Genomic DNA, 17,694 nt, shown 5'->3' with positions numbered 1-17,694 from the left:
AATAGAATTAATACTAAATCGGACCTTACCCGACAATGCCGGTCCGTTCGATGCTTTCCACAAAGTAACGCTGCACGAACAAATAAATAATGATCAGCGGCAGGATCGCCAGCAAGATGCCGGTATCCTGGACCATGCTCATATAGAAAGGATCCTTGTTGGTCGCCACCCCGCCCTCGAGCATGATGGAAAGGTTGTGCGGCAGCGACGCCAGTTGGGTGGACATCACTTTGCCCGACGTTAAATACGTTGTCGTAAAGAAGCTGTCATTCCACTGCCATACGAATGAAAACAACAGCACGGTAACGATGGCCGGAACGGCATTCGGGAGCATGATGCGCATAAAAGTTTTGCTTACGCCCGCCCCATCGATATAAGCCGCCTCCTCCACTTCTTTCGGGATCCCCCGGAAAAACTGCCTGAAAATAAAAATGTAGAGACCCGCCTTCAGCGAGTTAGCGGTGACCGAGGTTAGAAAGAAAGGCCAGTACGAGTCCAGCAGGTTCACCGACTTCCCGGTCAGCAGCGGGATCAGCCCCATGAGACTGAAATCCTTCAAATTCATGTAGATCGGTATCAGAATGGTCGTTGGCGGCACCAGAATGGTCAGGATGACACCTCCAAAGAGCAAATTACTGCCTTTGAATTTAAGCCGCGCGAAGGCGTAGCCTGCAAACGCGCAGGACACGGCCGTCAGGATCGTCGTCATGGCCGATAACGTAAACGTATTGAACAGCGTGTGCCAATAGTCCATGATCGAGATGGCTTTTTTGAAATTGTCCAGCGAATAATGCTCCGGGATAAAGACGACGATCGGCGAATACAGATCGCTCTTGTCCTTGATGGCCGTTGAAATCTTTTGAAGAATGGGGTACAGAATGACAAACGACAGTCCTGCCATCAGGACCAGCCGCACGACGGTCCATAGCCAGCGCTTCCAGCTTTCGAGCGACAACAAACGGGCGATGATCAACGCTGCTCACGCTCCTTCTACTCTTGATAGAAAATTCTTTTGGAAATGAAAAACGTAATGATTAGCAAAATAACCATGATCGCCAGGAAGTAAATCCAGGCCATCGCCGAGCTGAGACCGAAATTAAAATTCGTAAATCCCGTTTCCCTGATCAGCGTCGTCATTTCGCTCCGGGAGAACGAGTCGATCACCGTATAAATCACGTTGACCAGGATAAGCGGGCTGACCATGGGCAGCGTGATTTTCCAAAACGCTTCGTAACCGGTCGCTCCCTCGATCTTGGATGCCTCATACAGCTGGGGGGATACCGACTGGATCCCTGCCAGGAAGATCAGAATTTGCACGCCCGACTGGCTGACGATCTGGTAGATGCGATCCACGGCGCTGGTCAGGTACGTGACGATGTTATCGCTGACACCGGAATTGACCATGATCCGCGTCAGCTCGCTGGTCCCCAGGCCGCTCACGGCACCGCCGGCGTTCTGCTCATTGATAGCCTGAACGAGGCTGGACGTCTCCAAATTTGCAATGACTCCGGACGCCAGGATGACCGGAAGGAAAAAGATCGATCTGGCAATGGCTCTGCCGACAAACCTTTGGTTCAGCAGTACAGCCAAAAACAGGCTGAAAATCACAATGAGCGGTACGTTGATGACCATGTTTACGATCGAGGTCGTCAGCGTACGGTTAAAGCTCGTATTGACCGTAAGGGCTTCCACGTAATTGGAGATGCCGATAAAGCTGATGTTCATGCCGTTAGCATTGGCTTCGATGGAGCTGAAGCTGTACCTTAATGAGGAAATTAACGGTATCAGGAAAAAGAGAAGGAATCCGAGCAGCCACGGCAAAACGTAGATAAAGCCCCAAAGCGCCTTCTGTTCGGCGTACGTCCGCCGCTTCGCGCCGATTTTCATGATCGACTTCAAGATTGCACACCACCCGTCAAATAGCTCTCGGCTTTCACCGTTTGGCCGTCCACCGTCACATCCGTACGGTTATAGTTCACAATGACGTATATGCCGTTCCCGTACACCGTCTTGAACACGCCTTCGCCAAGCTTCTCATGGCCCGTAATCGGCTCGTTCCGGACGTTCTTCAGCACATCGTTCACCTCGCGGTACATTTCGGCGGCCTGGTCGATCCACTGCTTGTAATGGACGGCATACAAGTCGTTATAATCCGTATCCTTCACTTTGTCATTCGGTTCATGGATCCATTCGAAGTACACGCCCGCTCCGTATTCGAGGCATTTCAGGATATACTGCCGTTCATCCGTATAGGTTGACAGGTTAAACGGGCTTCCCGTGTAGTCGATGGACCCCCGAATGACCATTTGATAGAATGGGATCTCTTCGTCCTCGATCTTGAATCGGCTGCCGGACATCGGCGCGTTCGTAATATCCGTCAAGAAAGGAAGCGCATAAGCGTTGCCGCCGTCCGCCATGACCTTCAAATTTTGCTGCGAGATGCTGCCCAGCGCCTGAACCGAAAGGTTCTCGGACTGCGTGCGATCCAGTTGATTGTGCTTGCGGTAATCGCTGTTGAGCTGATCGGCGAGATCCCGGAGTGAAATGCCGCCCGTTTGATACCCTTTCAAGCCCTTCAGCACCGACTCGGTATAGGAAACGGTAAGGCGGGGGGATACAACATAAGACGGCGGCTTATCCCGGTCCCTCCGATTGAGCGCCTGATCCAGCGGATAGAGAGCGGCAGGAACGCCTCTCAGCGTTCTCGCAGCATTCGCGTTCTCGTTGAATCCCTTTCCCGTATTCGCGGTCAAAACGGCTACATCCGGAAAGAAAGAAACCCCTTGATCCTGCGTGAACGATAAGAAGCCCCGCAATCCATTGCTGCCGCCGACCGCCTTGTCGACCGAAATATGATCCGGAACCTCATGATCCAATCCGCCATTAAACCAGCCCGAATATTTCAATTTGATATTGGAGATGTCGCGGCTCTTCATCTGGTTGATGATATCCTCCGACTGTTCGAACGTCGTGAGAGGCTCGATCGTCCGGTAAGGAATGCCGGCGACATGCTTCTGTTTGGCGATGCCGCCGACCAGCTGCAGGTAGAACGGCGTATCTGTCGTACCTGCGGCCGTCTCCGGTTTGGGGAGACCGCCATGCTGCTCCAAATAACGCTGGTAGTAGCGGGCCAAGCCTTGGTAAGAGGCCTCCTCTTTGTTCAGGAACGCGTACCGGACCGTAAAGTCCGTTTTCATCGCCTGTTCCTGGAACCTGGGCAGCGTACGCTCCTGGCCGTTCGCTTGCAGCGTCACTTCTCCTTTGTTCATGACATTGAAGCTGGGATATACATAGTTATAGCTGTTCAGCTTTCCGCTGATATCGGCATGGATGGCCGCAGCCGCTGCACCTTCCTCGATGATGCCGAGGATCGCACCGCTTTCCCGGATGATGCCGAACACCGGCAGCCGAACCGCCTGCTCGGTTTTGGCATCCTCCGTCGTCTTCATCGTCAGGTCTTCCCCGTACACCGGCTGCTGGTAAGCGGGATACTGCTTTTTCCCGTTGTTGAAATGGATGAGCGCGCCGGAGCCGTCCGGCACGAAGATCGCCCCCTTCTCCTTGGAGCTGCCGGCGCCAAAAAAGCTGAGAAAGGAAATATTCCCGATCGGATATGCGCTCGGATATTGGATACCGGATGCAGGGATTTTGGCGACTAGGCTGCCGCCGTCCAGGGCATATTCGATCGATGCGAGGAATATCCGCGGTTCCGGCTTCTCCTGTGTAAAATGCAGCTCCTCCATGTCCTTCATCAGGTCCTCTTCGGTATATCCGGCATCGTCGAATGCCTTGAAGGCGCGATCGAGCTGCAGTCCATTTAAGGCGCTGTCGTTACGGACATACGCCTTTTTATCCGGATCTTCCTTATAGGCGATTTTCAGAGCCCGCTGCCCCGTTTTGTCCAGCTTGCCCAGCATCGCCTCGATCCGCTCGCTGCTGAGCATCATCGGCAAATCGGCCGCCGACTTCACGGCGGTTCCGAACTGGTATGTGACCCTTACCCCGCTTGGGATCGGTTCGAATTTGATCTGCTTATGCGAGACGCTGTCCGTGAACGTATTGATGGAATTCACCTGGCCGAAATTGTTGTAATAATCGATCTTGAGCTGGGAAGAAAGGTTGGCTTTGTTCACTCCCGAGGCGAGCGGGTCCTTGCCCTGCTCCGGCGGGTTGCTGTACCACGTCTCTCCGGTTTCCTTATTTAACACAGCGATAGCGCCCGTACTCTCATCCACGAACAGCCGCAGCCGTTCATTTTCGGCTACGCCTTTCATGCCGGCTGCGCGGGCGTCGGTGAAAGCCGCCTTCAAAGGCTGACCCTTGGTGAATTGGGCTGCAGCCGGTGCTTCATTGGCCCCAGAGCGGGCCACGTTCGAATCGGCACAGCCGGCCAGCGCGATCCCCGCGATCAGTACCGGGAGCCACAGGGCGATTCTGGCTTTGCGCATGGTTTCTCCTCCTTTCTTTAGTTTCTCAGCATGATTTCCTGATAAATGACGTGAACGAACGAAATCATCTGCTGAATCAGTCCGAAAAACAGCAGGCAGATAAAAGCCATAAATCCCATCGCCACGATCGTCAGCAGGATCGTCCCGATGGTCTTCGACGGCGAGTATTGATGTACGGTCATGTTGCCGACGAACAAAAGATACGCCGACCAGAGGAAGGCCGCGGTGCTGCAGAAGTTATAAAACGCCGTCTCCTGCAGCGATATGACATTGCTGAGCCAGATCCACGGGAAGTTGATGATCATCATCGGAACGAGGGCAAAGCACGTCGATGTAAAAATGTCAACGAACTTCCCTTCGCCGTCCATGAGCGTCGTCAGCGACCAGTTGGCCACGCACCAGAACAAGACCGGGACAACGATGTACACTACTTCCATCAGGCTGTTCATATCATCCGGATTGGTGATTTTGACCAGGAAGCCGCTGTACTGGTTGCTAAGGACGTTGGTGATGATCATCAAAAACAAAATGATCAAGGAAGCGATCAGCGTGTGCCGCTTGTTTCGTTCGTATTTCAGGTCCCAATAGGCGTTAAACGGATGCACGATGAGATAAAACGGGTATTTTACGAGCTCACGATTCAATCGTAACACCTCCTTGTCTCCTCATCCGCTTCCGGAGCTTTTTGAAGAGCAGGAGAGCTGCGGCAAGCACAATCAATCCGGTCATGACTGCCGGGAAGTATTCTCTCATCACCTCTTTGCGGTAAAGCAGGTACGCCTTTGAATAATTGGCTTGATCATAGCTTTCCTTGAAGTACTGCATCGCCCCTTTGTAGTCCCCTTTCCGAAGGAGGGCTTTGCCCACGCCGGAATAAGCAAATTCCAGGTTCGCATTCATATTGATCGCCTGTTGATAGAGATCAAACGCCTTTTCCTCATCGCCCCTGTAGTAGCTCCGGACCGCTTCGTTCAACATCCGGCCGTACGCTGTTGTCTGAAACACCGTTATCTCGCCGAATGCCTTATCCAGCACAAGAAAATCGTCCCCGACCCGTTCAATCGCCGCGGGAGTGTTGAATTGGCCCATTTGATTGCCCAAGCCGCCGAATATGTACATCAGATGTCCATCCCCGCTGTAAGTGAAGATTCTGCCCCGCTTGGAGTCGAGGACCGAATACATTTCGCTGTCGGTGACATCGATATCGATGAGCCGTGAAGGGCCGACATCTTTTGAATACCGGATATCCCCCACCAGGCTGAGATATCCCGTCCGCCGGAGAATATCGTTGCCCTGAGCGTTCAGTTTTTTGATCGGGTTATTCGAGTAGTCCCCGCTTGTTGCGTAAATGAAGCCTTCGTCATCCATATCCAGATTCGTGAATTCAGTAGGCGTGAACATCACCATTTGGCTCCGCTGCGCCTGCGTAGACATCCTTTTCCAGAACAGCTCCACCGGATCAACCGTCACCCGGTTGGCGCCGATGAACGAGGTGAACGCCCCATCCGGATTGAATTCCATAAAACCGTCAAATACGCCGGTCGACATGACGTAAATCCGCTGCGCCGTGTCAACAACCACCCGAACCGGCTGAAAATCGAAATTGGCCTGCAGCAAATCGGACTTCGGCGCTTCAAGCAATCCCGCCACCCTTAAGTTTGAATCCAGATGGACCACCCGTTTATTGCCCGTATCGGCGATAAAGAGCTCCTTCCGGTCGGTCACGAAGATCCCTTGCGGGTTATTGAACGTATCTTTTTTTCCCTTGTGGTCAAAGGAATCTACCACCTTAACCGGCTTAAAATGCTCGTTGAGGACGACGATGCGGTTGTTGCCGGAATCGAGCACGTAAATCTCTTTGTCGGCCGTTACGTGGATGTCACTTGGGTTTTTGAAGGGGCCTACGCCAAGCTGCGCACCGTTCAGCAAGGACGTGGCCTCATAGGCGGCAGGAGCCGGCGTCGTGTCATTCCAGAAGGAATAGTTGTAGGAGGCGCTGCCTTCGGCGTGAGCCGCATTTACGCCTATATTCGACCCCAGCAGGCAGCAGAGGGCAACCACCAGGAGGTACTTTTTCACTTTCGGTATGCTCATTCGCATCGTGCTAGTCTCCCCTCTATTCTTTCATTCCGGAAGTCGCCATCGTCTGAAGGACGTTGCTCTGCGAAATGATAAAGAGTGTAATCGGCACGACCATCAGAATCAGCGCGACGGCAGCTCCCACGCCGGCCCGGGCAATCCCGCCCGCGGTGATTTGGCCTAAGGCATAGTGAAGCGTCTTGAGGTTCTCACTGTAAATGAAATTGCCCCCGTCCGAGCCCCACAGCATCGGAAACTGCAAAATCATCAGCGTTAGCCAAGCAGGCTTCACGTTGGGCATGACGATCGTCCAATAAATCCGGTATTCGTTCGCCCCGTCGATTTTGGCCGCTTCCAGCAGGGCATCCGGAATCTGCTCCATGAACTGCTTCATCAGGAATAAGCCTAGCGGGAACGCAAGCGACGGGACGATAATCGATGCGTGCGTATTGATCCAGCCGAGCCACGACATCACCATATAGTTGGGAATCGCCGTAACATGCCCGGAAAACATCAAGGACATGACGACGATCGAGAACAGGATCCTGGACCCGGGAAAACGGTATTTTGCCAGCGGATAGGCCGCGGCAGAAGACAGAAGGATATGGCCGACGGTCCCTACAATCGTAATAAAGAACGTGTTCACGATATACCGGGACAGCGGAACCCAGGAATTTCCCATTAACGCCACCAGATCGTAAAAGTTGTCCATCGTCGGATTGTTCACGAAGAAGCGCGGCGGAAACAGGAACAGTTCGTTCAGCGGTTTAAAAGCATTATTAACGGCGTAGATCAGCGGCAGCGCCATGAATGCGCCGAATACGGCCAGGAACGCGAACAGCATAAAGCTGACGGTAAAAGAGCGGTTCAGCCTTCTCGGCATGCGAAAGGCGGCCATCATTCTCGTCACCAAATCACTCCCCTACCTTTCTGAGCAATCGCTGCGTCAATTTGTTGGCACCGAGCATCATGGCGAACAGCACCGTCGCAATCGCGGACGCATACCCCATTTCAAAGCGGATCGTTCCGTAATCCATCAAGTGCGTGACGATCGTATGCCCCGCGTAGTTGACGCTGGGAAAACCGGCGAGCGCCACCGAGATATCGGCCACCGCAAACGAGCTGGTGATCTGCATAACCGCGCCGAACATCAACTGCGGCCTCATGGACGGCAGCGTAATGAACCACAGTTCCTGCCAGCGGTTGCGGACGCCGTCGATCGCTCCGGCTTCAATCAGGGATTTGTCGATCGTCTGCAGGCCCGCAATAAAAGCCAGGAAGCTGGTACCCAGGCTGAGCCACAGCTGGACGATCATGATGATCGGCAAAATGTACTTCTCGTTCGTCAGCCATTGAATCGGTTCCAGCATAAAGCCGAATTTAATTAAAAAGCCGTTCAAATAGCCGTATCTGTCGCCTGAAAAAATAATGAGCCAAATAAAGAAAACGTTGCCGGAAATCGACGGCGCATAGAACACAAGCGTCATCAACGCGCGGACCTTCGGGGACAGCTCATTGATTATCCATGCAAACAGAAAGCAGGCAAGGTAGCTGATCGGTCCGCAAATGACCGCAAACAGCAGCGTATTTTTCAAAGCGATCATAAAGACGTCATCATTCAAAAACAATCTGGAGTAGTTCTGCCACCCGACAAACCGGGGGAATTCCAGCATATTGAAATAAAAGAAGCTGAGAACGATCGAGAAAACGACCGGAACCACCGTAAAGGCAAAAAAGATCAGCATGTACGGACTCATGAGGATGTAATAATGCTTGTTTTTCTTCAGCTCTCTCCAGACGTTGGCCAGCCGCGACTGCTTTTTCGGCTGCACGAGGCTCGATACGGCGGACGGGCTGGTTGTTTCGGCTTGCATCCGATTCCCCCCTTACTGTTCAGGTAAATTGAATTCCTTCCGCTTGACCGCAATTTCGTCATTGATGTACAAGAGGTAATCCGACAAAGCCTCACGGGGATTCTCGCTGGCGTTGACGACTTTGCGGAATGCGTTGTCCAGATGCCGGCCGGTAAAATAGCCGCCCGGAACCTGCGGGATTCCCCGGACCCATTTCCACTGATTCTCCAGATTGCGATAGTCTTTGACCGGCCAAGGCAGCTCCTCGAGCGCCTCGACGTTAGCTGTCGGATAACGGGCAGCTTCGCCCATCAGCCCTTCCATCTCGCGGCCGTATGCGATTTGGGTATCCTTATCCGTCCACCATTTCATGAACTCCCAAGCCGCCTCTTGATCCCGCGCGCCCTCGAGCATCATCACGCCGGTCGTGTGGCTCGCCACTTCATGATGGATCGTGCCGTTCCTCTCCGTGCCGGGCACCATGGTAAATTCCCAGAGCCCCTTGATCTCCGGCGCCAGGACGGTCAGCATGTTGTATGTCGTATAATCCGCGATGCCGATCGGCATTTCGCCGGTCCGGAACCGGTTCGGAAAGTCGGCCAGCAGCGGGAACTTGTAGCTCGTATAGAACTGCGTCCATTTCTTGAAGGCATCCATGGAGATTTCGGAATCCAGCGCGCTCTTTCTGCCGCCGTCCCGGTAGAATTCGCCGCCGTTCTGGTACAGCAGCATGGAGAACGTCGGGTTCGGCACCAGGCTCGCGTTGGCAGCCTCGATCGGCAGATAAAATTCCATGTTGTGTTTCTGCAGAACCGAAATCATGTTGTAAATATCCTGCCATGTTTGGGGCGGCTCCAGGTTAAGCTCCTTCAGGATATCCTTGCGGTAAAAGAGCATCGGGAACGACTGCTGCTCCGGCAGCGCATAGACGCCCCCGTCATATTCGTAAGGCACCAATCCGCTGTCGCGGAAGCGTGATGCGACTTCGTTATAATCGGCAAATTTCGACAAATCGGCAGCCGCCCCCCGCATGGCATAGTTCACGGGCACGTCTTCGCCGATCTGCATGGCCACGTCCGGCCCTTCCCCGGCGAGCGTCGCGGGCAGAAGGATGTTGGCGGGTACGAGCTTCAGATTGACCGAAATGTCCGATTTCGGGGTAAACGAATCATCGATCAGGTTTTTCAACACCTGGGCCTGATCCCGCCCCGTCGTAATCCAAACGGTCGTCGACCGCTTCTGCTTGCCGGTATTGCCGATGCTGTCGTAATCCTCGGTATAAGAAGCGGTGAGCGCCCCGGCTTCATGCTTCACCACTTGCAGAAACGACGCATCCGCTTTCGGCAGCTTGTGATCCGGTGAGGAAACGACCAAATAATCCAGCGTAAGCGGCTGTTCCCGGACGGTCAGAATCCACGTACCCAGGCCGCCGACGTTGGTCTTGAAGGCCTCCAAACGGTTCGCAACCGTATCCGGCCGCTTGGCCATCTCTTGAAGCTGCTTGACCATTGTGTGCAAAATGGCCACCTTGTCGCTCTGTTCGCCTGTCGCTTGTTCCAGGTAATCGGCCACGCTTTGGATCGTTTCGGCTTGTTTGCGGAATACCTCCGCCATTTCTGGGATCCGCTTCTCCAATTGGTAGTCCCGGTACGGATCGGGCGAATTGGACGTGATCATCAAAATTTTGCGGTACATTTCGTTCAGCTGCAGCACGCTCGACTCGATCGTCTGGATCAGCGGGGCCAGCTCGCCAAGGGAAACCGTCATGCGAATCCGGTGCTTGCCTTGGGTCAAGTGGAACAAATACGGCTCATCCTCTCCCAAGACGTACATGCTCCAGTCCCTGCTGAATTCAAAAGGGATCCGCTTCATCTCCTTGAACGGAACTTTTCCGTCAATCGTCAGGCTTCGCGTGGCGAAGACGCCGCGCAGCTGATCCTGCTTCTCTTTTAAAGCGATCTGGTACAAGCCGTCCTCCGGCGCTTCGAATTCCCACTCGATCCATTGTCCGGGCAGCTTCCAGTTCAGCCCTCCGATCGTGTTGATCCGAATTTTGGACACATCGTATGGAATAACCGTCGGGCTCGATCTGTCAGAAACCGGGTACAAGGTCGGAGAGGACTTATACACCGCATCCTCTGCCTGAATCAGGGTGTATTGGTCTTTGACCGGCTGCAGCCCTTCGGTTGAATAATCGCTCTTGATTTCTGCGTATGTCTTTAATGCTTCTTCCTGGTACAGCTCGATATAATCGATGGCCATAGGCTCACGCAATGCCGTCAAGGTCACGCTTTGATTGCCTTTGTCAAAATAGAACAAATAGGGTTCGTCATAATAACCGCTGCGGTCGGTGACGGATTCGACCTGCCAGATCGGCTTCTCTACCTGACTCGGACGCAGATCGTTCCCTCTGTCATCGCGACCGATCTTGTCGTCCCGGTTGCCCCAGACCCGGTCAAACGTAACCAGGTCGGCGCCCTTAAAGGGCAGCTGTTGATTGATCGTCAACCCGCGTTCGATCGCGGAACTTTTACCTTCTACCGGCAAATACCGGATTCGGATGTTGTACAGGCCCGCTTGTTCGATGGGCACGTTCCAGCTGATGGAACCCGACTCCGGCGTGAGGACGGCGGTTTCCCCTGACGGATGGACAACCTCGAATCCCGGCCCGTCGGTTTGGGTAAAGCTCTCGCCCTCGATCCGGATAACCTGATCCGGGCGCTTAGCAGCCGAATGGGCTTTCACATATGCATCGTAGCCGCCGTCATCGCCGCCCGATCCCGTAACAGCCGCAAAATCGGCCATGGCTTGAACGCTCCGCACTTCGGATGAACCGGAAGGGTAGAATGCCCAAATGGACACTAATATGGCAAGGACGAGCAGGACAGCGACGTAGCTCTTCTTTCGGTTGTTCACGCTTCTCCCTCCTGAGGCAAGAGACATGTCATGTCAATAACAGTCCCCGTTAGAAATAAATTTCTAATAGGGACTGCTGCTTCAACATGTGAAATTATTTCGATCCGTAGACCTCATCAATGGCTGCCTGGAACGGCGCTTTGTACTTTTCCACCACCGTAGACACCGAGGTTCCGCTGGTGATTTCTCCGAGGAAATCATAGAACTTCAGGTTAGGGAATGTGAAGTGGTCGAGAACAATCAAATTGGCGGCGACTTCCTTCGCATTGTTAATGTCGTTTTCGTCCGTGAACGAGGTTTCATAGGAAGCCTGGTCCGGATAGTCATACATCGAATCGATGTCGTTGATTTTCTCCCAAATATAGAGCAGCTTATCCGGATCCTTTACAGCCTTAGGAATGAACAAGGATTGATAGAGACCTTCGTAAGAGTGGTACGAGCTTGCACTAGGCCCTTTAGGGAATGGCACAAATCCGATATCCGCGTCAGGCATATCCTTCTTGAAACCGCTAAGTTCGTAGAGCGCTCCCGTGTACATCAACGTGTTGCCTTGGCGGAAAAATTGGCCCGGCTCCGTCCAGTCGCCGCCTTCCGTTGGTCTGGCCACTTTTTCGGTCGCAATCTTGGATATAAAATTAAGCGCTTCGGTCGTTTTCGGATCTTCCAGGTTTTGCTTGTTATCCTTCGTCAAGCTCGTTTCGTTGGAAGCCAACGCAAATTCGAGCGGCGCCGGGTTAGCGAGCCCCCAGGAATCAAGCTTGCCGTCATTGTTCGTATCCTTGTTGGCTTCTTTGGCCACTTGTAAAAACGTATCCCAATTCCAGCTGTCTTCATTGACATAATCTTGAAGTGACTTCAAGCCAAGCTTGCTCATGAGCGTCCGGTTGTAGAAAATACCCATGACATTGTTGCCCTGTCCTTCCGAGAATCCGTAACCCCTTCCGTTATATTGCATGTATTGATTGGTCACACTTTGGTTAAAGGCTACCGGATTTTTCGTATACTCATCGACGGGCCACAACAAGTCCTGTTTCACAAGTGCCGGAATCGTGTAGGTTTTGCCCAATCTGACGATGTCGCCAAGCGGTTCGCCGGCCAACAGGGAAGCCGTCACTTTTTGCTGGTATTCGCCGTAATCGATCGCGACGTATTCCATTTTGAAGTTATGCTTCTTCTCCAGCTCCTCCAGATTTTTTTTGCGCTGGATGTTATCCGGGTTATCCTCCGGAATCGTCATATCCCACCACGATACGACCTTGATCGTTCTTCCGCCCATGTCGAAATCCATGTCAGGCGTCTTGTACGTTTGCTCTGCATCCTTCTCTTCCGCACCTTTATTGTCGGTGTTGGTTGCTGCCGTCTCGGTATTCGTCTCCGTACTCGTCTCCGCCGTACCGGCGCTTGACCCGCTTTTGGAGCCGCCGCTGCTGCACGCCGAAAGCACAAGTAACAGTGTGCAGAGCAGCAGCATCATTTTTCCCATACGCATTCCTCTAATCCCCCCCGTTAAAGTGATTTGCATCCCAATTACATTCAAAGTGTAGCGCTTACATTGAAAGGGCAACAACCTGTGGTAAGTTAGATATTCTACCCGTCAAAATATAGATTGCTTGTAACCCCTTACATTACAAATGGCCAATAAGTAAACAACGGATAGCAATATAAAGAAAAGCACATTGTTTGGGTACCGGGTTCTTTTTCATAATGAGAGATAAGCAGCTTCACCGGAGCCAATGATTACGAAAAAGAAACAGGGGGGAATATCGTGTATAAGGTGCTGCTTGTTGATCCCGATCATCATGCGAAGGAATGGATAAAGCGTATGCTGGACAGACACCAAGCGGAATTTGAATTGGAGTGCCATGCCGCTGCAGCTGGCGAGGCGATGTCGATGCTATCCGCCCAGGATCATCAGCTGGTGCTGATCAGCATGAGAGCCTCGGAGGAAGAAGGACTTCAGCTCTGCGGCCGCATCCGGGAGAAAAGCCGTGTCCCGATCGTTCTGATCGGCGGGCGCAATGAGTTTCAGCTTGCCCGGAAGGCTTTGTATTATCAGGTGAACGACTACCTGCCCGACCCCGTATCGCCGGAGGAATTCGCGGCTAGCCTGATGACCGTGAAGCGGGAAATGGATGAAGCGCCGTATTCCGCACATCAACCGGTCCCATGGGCAGGAACCGTTCAGGAAACTGCCTCCGCCATCTCTTCGGCCGGTATCATCGACAAGGTGAAGGCGTATGTGGAAGAGGCCCTGCATCAGAACATCACGCTGAAGGAAATCTCCCATGTATTTCACTTCAACTATTCTTACCTCGGCCAGAAATTCAAAGTTGAAGAGAAGATGACCTTCAAGGAATATCTGCTTCAGCAGCGCATGGAGAAGGCAAAGTTCCTGCTGGAAAATACCGACATGAAGGTGTATGAAATCGCTAATGAAGTCGGTTATACCGAGATGGACTGGTTCTATAAGAAGTTCAAAACGTATACCGGTGTAAGCGCTAACAAATATAGAAAGACCCTGATCATAACGGCTTGATTTAAGCATACTTTGTCGTACATGGCGTACATTCGATGAAGCCTGACCACCTGATCCCTTAAACCAAAGGCCGCTTCCCGGTTGTTTATCCGGGAGCGGCCTTTATTCGTTCCCCCACTCGCTGGGGTTATTCCAATGTTAACAGTCCGATGTTAGACAGGTTTTGCCACGTTCTGTCCGACGTATCATTCCAGATCGCCACGCTGTCGCGAACCCCGTCGTCATTCCCATCATTATTGACCTGTACGTCAAACCCGATGAGGCTGCCTGTCTCAGGAGGTGTTCCGACCCAATCGACAGCGGCCTCAATAATGTAGCCGGTAGGGGTCCGCTTTGCGGCGGATGTCAAATTGGCGATGAGCGATCCGGGGCTAACCGACGGCTCGTTATCGAAGTTCACACGATACTGCCCGTCGTCGCTGTCATAAGAAGCGGCTCGTGCGTTGTTCTGATCGATGAAGATTTCGACCGAATCCTGCTCCCACGCATTGGCGCTCCGCTTGGTCACCAGAGAGTCGGTCACCTCGGCCAGCACGTACAGACGGTGATCGTCCCAGAGCGTCCGGACTTTGGCCGTTGAGCCCGAAGATCCGCTGACCCAGCGGTCGGTTACGATCTGCTCGGCCTTGTTCCAAATGTCATCGATGTCTCCGTCGATGACCGCCGTTCCTTTAACAGCCTTGGCGGTTCGCGGACCTTCCACCATCGTCAATACGCCAAACCCGGACGTATCCGTATCCTGCCTGTGATGAATATCGTTCCAGGACGCCAACTCTTCCGCTGAACCGGACCGGTCGCGAATGCGGACGTCAAAGCCGATTTCCTTTCCGGTTTGCGCACCGTCAACCGGGATCGAGGCTTCGATCCGGTATCCCTTCTCCGTTTTCACCACGTTATACTCGGCCGGTTTATGCGGATTCGCGCCGCTGCGCCGAAACGTATACTTTTTGTCGTCCGCTTCATAAGCATTCGTTTTGCCGTTATTGCCGTCAATGTACACTTCGACGGAATCATTGCCGTTGACTGTGGCATCATCGACATCGACCCATAGGTACAGATGTCCTGCGTCCCATAATGTCTTATATGTGGCTGCCGCTTTGCCGCCTGTCTGGATCGGTACCGCCTGCGCCACATTCCATACCGCTTCCGCCTGGCCGTCAATCTTCACGCTGGCCTCCAGGGCTTTCGTGCGCTTCGTTTCAACCGGAACCTTCGCCGGATCGACGAGCGCCCAGTATGCGTATTTGGCTTGCAGCCGTTCATCGAACAGCAGCGGCCAATTGTTGCGAACGACCGGGAACGTGCGCAGCCAGGTGTTCAGGTCATCCTTGCCCCAGAATATGACGGCGCTGAGCTGATCCGAATGCTTCCTGAAAACGTCGAAGATCTCCCTGTAGCGGTTGGCCTGCTTGATTTGCAGCTCGGTTGGGAACGTCTCATAGGCCTCCGTGTCATTCGTATAGATGCTCATGTCCATTTCGGTGATTTGCTGATCGATGTCAAGATCCCGGAACGCCTGTATCATATCATCTAATTCCTGCACCCGGGGATATTCGATCCCGATATGCGTCTGGTGGCCGACACCGTCAACCGGAATCCCCTTGGCCTTCAAACGCTTAATCAGATCATGCAGAAACTGCCGTTTCACGGGATCATTCGTGTTGTAGTCGTTAATGAACAGCTTGGCGTCCGGATCGGCCTCATGTGCATAAATGAACGCCTTTTCAATGAACTCCTCGCCTGCAATTTGATACCATAAGCTGTTGCGGAGGCCCCCCGGCTTCTGATCACCGGGCTCAATGACCTCGTTTACAACGTCCCAAGCGTAAATTTTTCCCTTGTACCGGCCAACGACGGTATCGATATGCTTTTTCATCCGCGCATATAGCAGCTCCTTGCTGGCGAGGTTGCCGTTGCTGTCGTAAAACACCCATTTCGGTGTTTGGGAATGCCAGATGAGCGTGTGGCCCCGCATGGCGATCCCGTTATCCACAGCAAAGCTTACGATTTTATCGGCTGCTGTAAAATTGAATTGACCCTCCGCGGGCTCGGTGGCGTCCCATTTCAGCTCGTTGCCGGCCGTCAGGCTGTTGAAATGCTTCCGGACCAGCTCCGCATCAGGGCTGTTCGGATTCTGGATTTCATTGACCAGCACAGCCGTCCCCAGCTTGAATTGGCCGGCAAACACGTCCTTCAGGCTCGGAATGTCCTTCTGAATCTCGATCGGAACCGGATCCGGAGCGCGCTCAATCACGACATCGTCCACGTAAAAATCAAGCGTCGGAACATCAAAGGATTCGATATAGACGGCCAGGCTTTCAATCGGGTGCTGCAAGGTATATTCTCCGCTGAGCTTGACCCATCCGCTGTCGCTCGCCTGGACCGATTTGACGAGTTCATAGGCATTGGCGCCGTCCGTCGTGCGTTGGACCACAATCGATACCGGCGAGCTTGCCGTTCCGGCAGGCAGCTTGATCCAAGCCGATAAATGGTACGTCTTTCCCGTTTCCATGATTGGCGTCACGTCGAGCTGCGGGCCGTTCCAGCCCTGGGTTCTACCGGTGACCTGCAACCCGTAAGATCCCGTATGGGCTGCATTCGGGGAAACCGTCAGGACTTCGCTGCCGCCCCGCCCGTACCAGCCTTGAAGCGTCCCGTCCTCAAAATCTTTTGAGATGCTTACCGGAACGCTTGATGCCGCATCGCTCGTTCCGGCTGTTCCCATGCGGCCTTCAGATAGCAGGCCGGCCGGCTCCTGCTCAGCACGGGCCAGACCCGGGCGTGTGCCGAGCGATAAAGGGGTCAGTACGAGAACAAGCGCGAGCATCAGCAGGATAGAACGTTTGATTCGATGCTTTTTCATGAATCCACCTCTCCTCATGTCATCTATTCCATTAAACCGCCGCTTAACGGCGTTCCATGGCCATGTTATGGATCACTTTATTCCATAAATAAAACCAGGTTAAGTTCAGACCGTCTGCCTTTCGTTTGCCGGGTACAGAACGATGCGCCCGTCTTCAAGTTCGACGCGCACCTTGTTGCTGTCCTTGAAGCTCCCCGTGTCGAGATACCCGGCAGGAATTTGCAGCCGGCCAGCCTTGTCGAGCACCGCATACTCGATATGGCTCTCGGCTTCCCGCCGGGCGGTGTCGGCGTCCATTTGCGTCAGCACATCGGAATAAGAGATCCTGCGGATCATCTCGGCCGACGTCTTGCCGTCGCGGATCTGAACAACCCGGTCGACCTTGCGTGCCAACTCCGGATCATGAGTCACGATCACAATCGTAATGCCGATCGACCGATTCAACGTCCGGAACAAATCGAGAACCTGATTCGATGTGCCCGTATCGAGCGATCCGGTTGGCTCATCGGCCAGCAGCAGCCGCGGTTCGTTCGCCAGCGCGATGGCGATAGCCACCCGCTGCTGCTCACCGCCGGACAATTCGCTGAGCTTGTTCTTCACCCTGTGGCTCAGGCCGACCGCTTCCAGGAGCTCGAGCGCACGGGCCCGGCGTCTTCGGCCCCGCAGGAGGATCGGCAGTTCGACATTTTCGATCGCGGTCAAATAGGGAATCAGGTTGCGCGCGTTATTTTGCCAGACGAACCCGACCGACTCCCGTTTATATTGCACCAGGTCGCGCTCGCTGAACGCGAGCAGGTCCTTGCCGTCTACGAACAGCTTGCCGGCCGAAGGTTTGTCGAGGCCGCCCAGCATGTTGAGCAGCGTCGATTTGCCGCTGCCGGAATTGCCGATGATCGCCATGAATTCACCGTTCTCCACCTGAAGGTCCAGGCCCTGAAGGGCGACGACTTCCAAATCCGCCGTTTTATAGATTTTGACGAGCCCTTCGCATTGAATCAT

The 17,694-nt window shown here is 53.5% G+C and carries 12 protein-coding genes; 1 reads left to right on the top strand and 11 read right to left on the bottom strand.

Annotation, left to right across the window (positions count from 1 at the left end; translation table 11 throughout):
* Positions 1-25: 25 nt before the first annotated feature.
* From C7820_RS20230 to C7820_RS20190, 9 genes are all read right to left on the bottom strand, one after another.
* A complete protein-coding gene (locus tag C7820_RS20230; RefSeq protein WP_076169184.1) occupies positions 26-973 on the bottom strand; it encodes a carbohydrate ABC transporter permease in 948 nt (315 codons plus the stop codon).
* 17 nt (positions 974-990) lie between these two features.
* Positions 991-1,899 carry a carbohydrate ABC transporter permease gene (locus C7820_RS20225; RefSeq protein ID WP_116232513.1) on the bottom strand — a complete coding sequence of 303 codons (909 nt, stop codon included), beginning with the start codon at positions 1,897-1,899 and terminating at the stop codon, positions 991-993.
* Entirely contained in the window at positions 1,896-4,448 is a 2,553-nt protein-coding gene (locus tag C7820_RS20220) for a DUF5696 domain-containing protein (protein WP_116232512.1), read from the bottom strand. Before C7820_RS20220 ends, C7820_RS20225 begins: the two co-directional genes overlap by 4 nt.
* A 17-nt stretch (positions 4,449-4,465) precedes the next feature.
* Positions 4,466-5,101, bottom strand: a complete 636-nt coding sequence (locus C7820_RS20215) for a Yip1 family protein (RefSeq protein ID WP_397334194.1) — start codon at positions 5,099-5,101, stop codon at positions 4,466-4,468.
* Entirely contained in the window at positions 5,082-6,548 is a 1,467-nt protein-coding gene (locus C7820_RS20210) for a hypothetical protein (protein WP_116232510.1), read from the bottom strand. The genes C7820_RS20215 and C7820_RS20210 overlap by 20 nt, the downstream gene beginning before the upstream one ends.
* 16 nt (positions 6,549-6,564) lie before the next feature.
* Complete coding sequence (locus C7820_RS20205) at positions 6,565-7,428, bottom strand: carbohydrate ABC transporter permease (protein WP_116232695.1); 864 nt, start codon at positions 7,426-7,428, stop codon at positions 6,565-6,567.
* 13 nt (positions 7,429-7,441) lie between these two features.
* Positions 7,442-8,401, bottom strand: coding sequence for a carbohydrate ABC transporter permease (locus tag C7820_RS20200; RefSeq protein ID WP_116232509.1), 960 nt, complete (start codon positions 8,399-8,401; stop codon positions 7,442-7,444).
* A 12-nt stretch (positions 8,402-8,413) separates the two neighbouring features.
* On the bottom strand, positions 8,414-11,296 hold the full coding sequence (locus C7820_RS20195; RefSeq protein WP_116232508.1) for an extracellular solute-binding protein: 2,883 nt from the start codon (positions 11,294-11,296) through the stop codon (positions 8,414-8,416).
* Positions 11,297-11,390: 94 nt separating this feature from the next.
* Entirely contained in the window at positions 11,391-12,785 is a 1,395-nt protein-coding gene (locus C7820_RS20190; RefSeq protein ID WP_116232507.1) for an ABC transporter substrate-binding protein, read from the bottom strand.
* A gap of 276 nt (positions 12,786-13,061) precedes the next feature.
* On the opposite strand from C7820_RS20190, the gene C7820_RS20185 reads away from it, so the two are divergent.
* Positions 13,062-13,832, top strand: coding sequence for a helix-turn-helix domain-containing protein (locus C7820_RS20185; RefSeq protein WP_116232506.1), 771 nt, complete (start codon positions 13,062-13,064; stop codon positions 13,830-13,832).
* Positions 13,833-13,959: 127 nt separating this feature from the next.
* Here C7820_RS20185 and C7820_RS20180 read toward each other — a convergent pair whose 3' ends face one another.
* Together C7820_RS20180 and C7820_RS20175 are read right to left on the bottom strand one after the other, a co-directional pair.
* Positions 13,960-16,695, bottom strand: coding sequence for an endo-1,4-beta-xylanase (locus C7820_RS20180; protein WP_116232505.1), 2,736 nt, complete (start codon positions 16,693-16,695; stop codon positions 13,960-13,962).
* 105 nt (positions 16,696-16,800) lie between these two features.
* A complete protein-coding gene (locus C7820_RS20175; RefSeq protein WP_076169193.1) occupies positions 16,801-17,694 on the bottom strand; it encodes an ABC transporter ATP-binding protein in 894 nt (297 codons plus the stop codon).

This window comes from Paenibacillus sp. VMFN-D1, assembly GCF_003386155.1.
GTDB lineage: Bacteria > Bacillota > Bacilli > Paenibacillales > Paenibacillaceae > Paenibacillus_AQ > Paenibacillus_AQ favisporus.
The sequence above is the reverse complement of the archived record's forward strand: the minus strand, read 5'-3'. Positions and strand labels throughout refer to the sequence as shown.

Excerpts from the sequence above, each read along its gene's own strand:
- C7820_RS20220 (WP_116232512.1), bottom strand. The coding sequence starts at position 4,448 with ATGCGCAAAGCCAGAATCGCCCTGTGGCTCCCGGTACTGATCGCGGGG.
- C7820_RS20210 (WP_116232510.1), bottom strand. The coding sequence starts at position 6,548 with ATGCGAATGAGCATACCGAAAGTGAAAAAGTACCTCCTGGTGGTTGCC.
- C7820_RS20205 (WP_116232695.1), bottom strand. The coding sequence starts at position 7,428 with ATGATGGCCGCCTTTCGCATGCCGAGAAGGCTGAACCGCTCTTTTACC.
- C7820_RS20200 (WP_116232509.1), bottom strand. The coding sequence starts at position 8,401 with ATGCAAGCCGAAACAACCAGCCCGTCCGCCGTATCGAGCCTCGTGCAG.
- C7820_RS20190 (WP_116232507.1), bottom strand. The coding sequence starts at position 12,785 with ATGCGTATGGGAAAAATGATGCTGCTGCTCTGCACACTGTTACTTGTG.
- C7820_RS20180 (WP_116232505.1), bottom strand. The coding sequence starts at position 16,695 with ATGAAAAAGCATCGAATCAAACGTTCTATCCTGCTGATGCTCGCGCTT.
- C7820_RS20175 (WP_076169193.1), bottom strand. The coding sequence starts at position 17,694 with ATGATTCAATGCGAAGGGCTCGTCAAAATCTATAAAACGGCGGATTTG.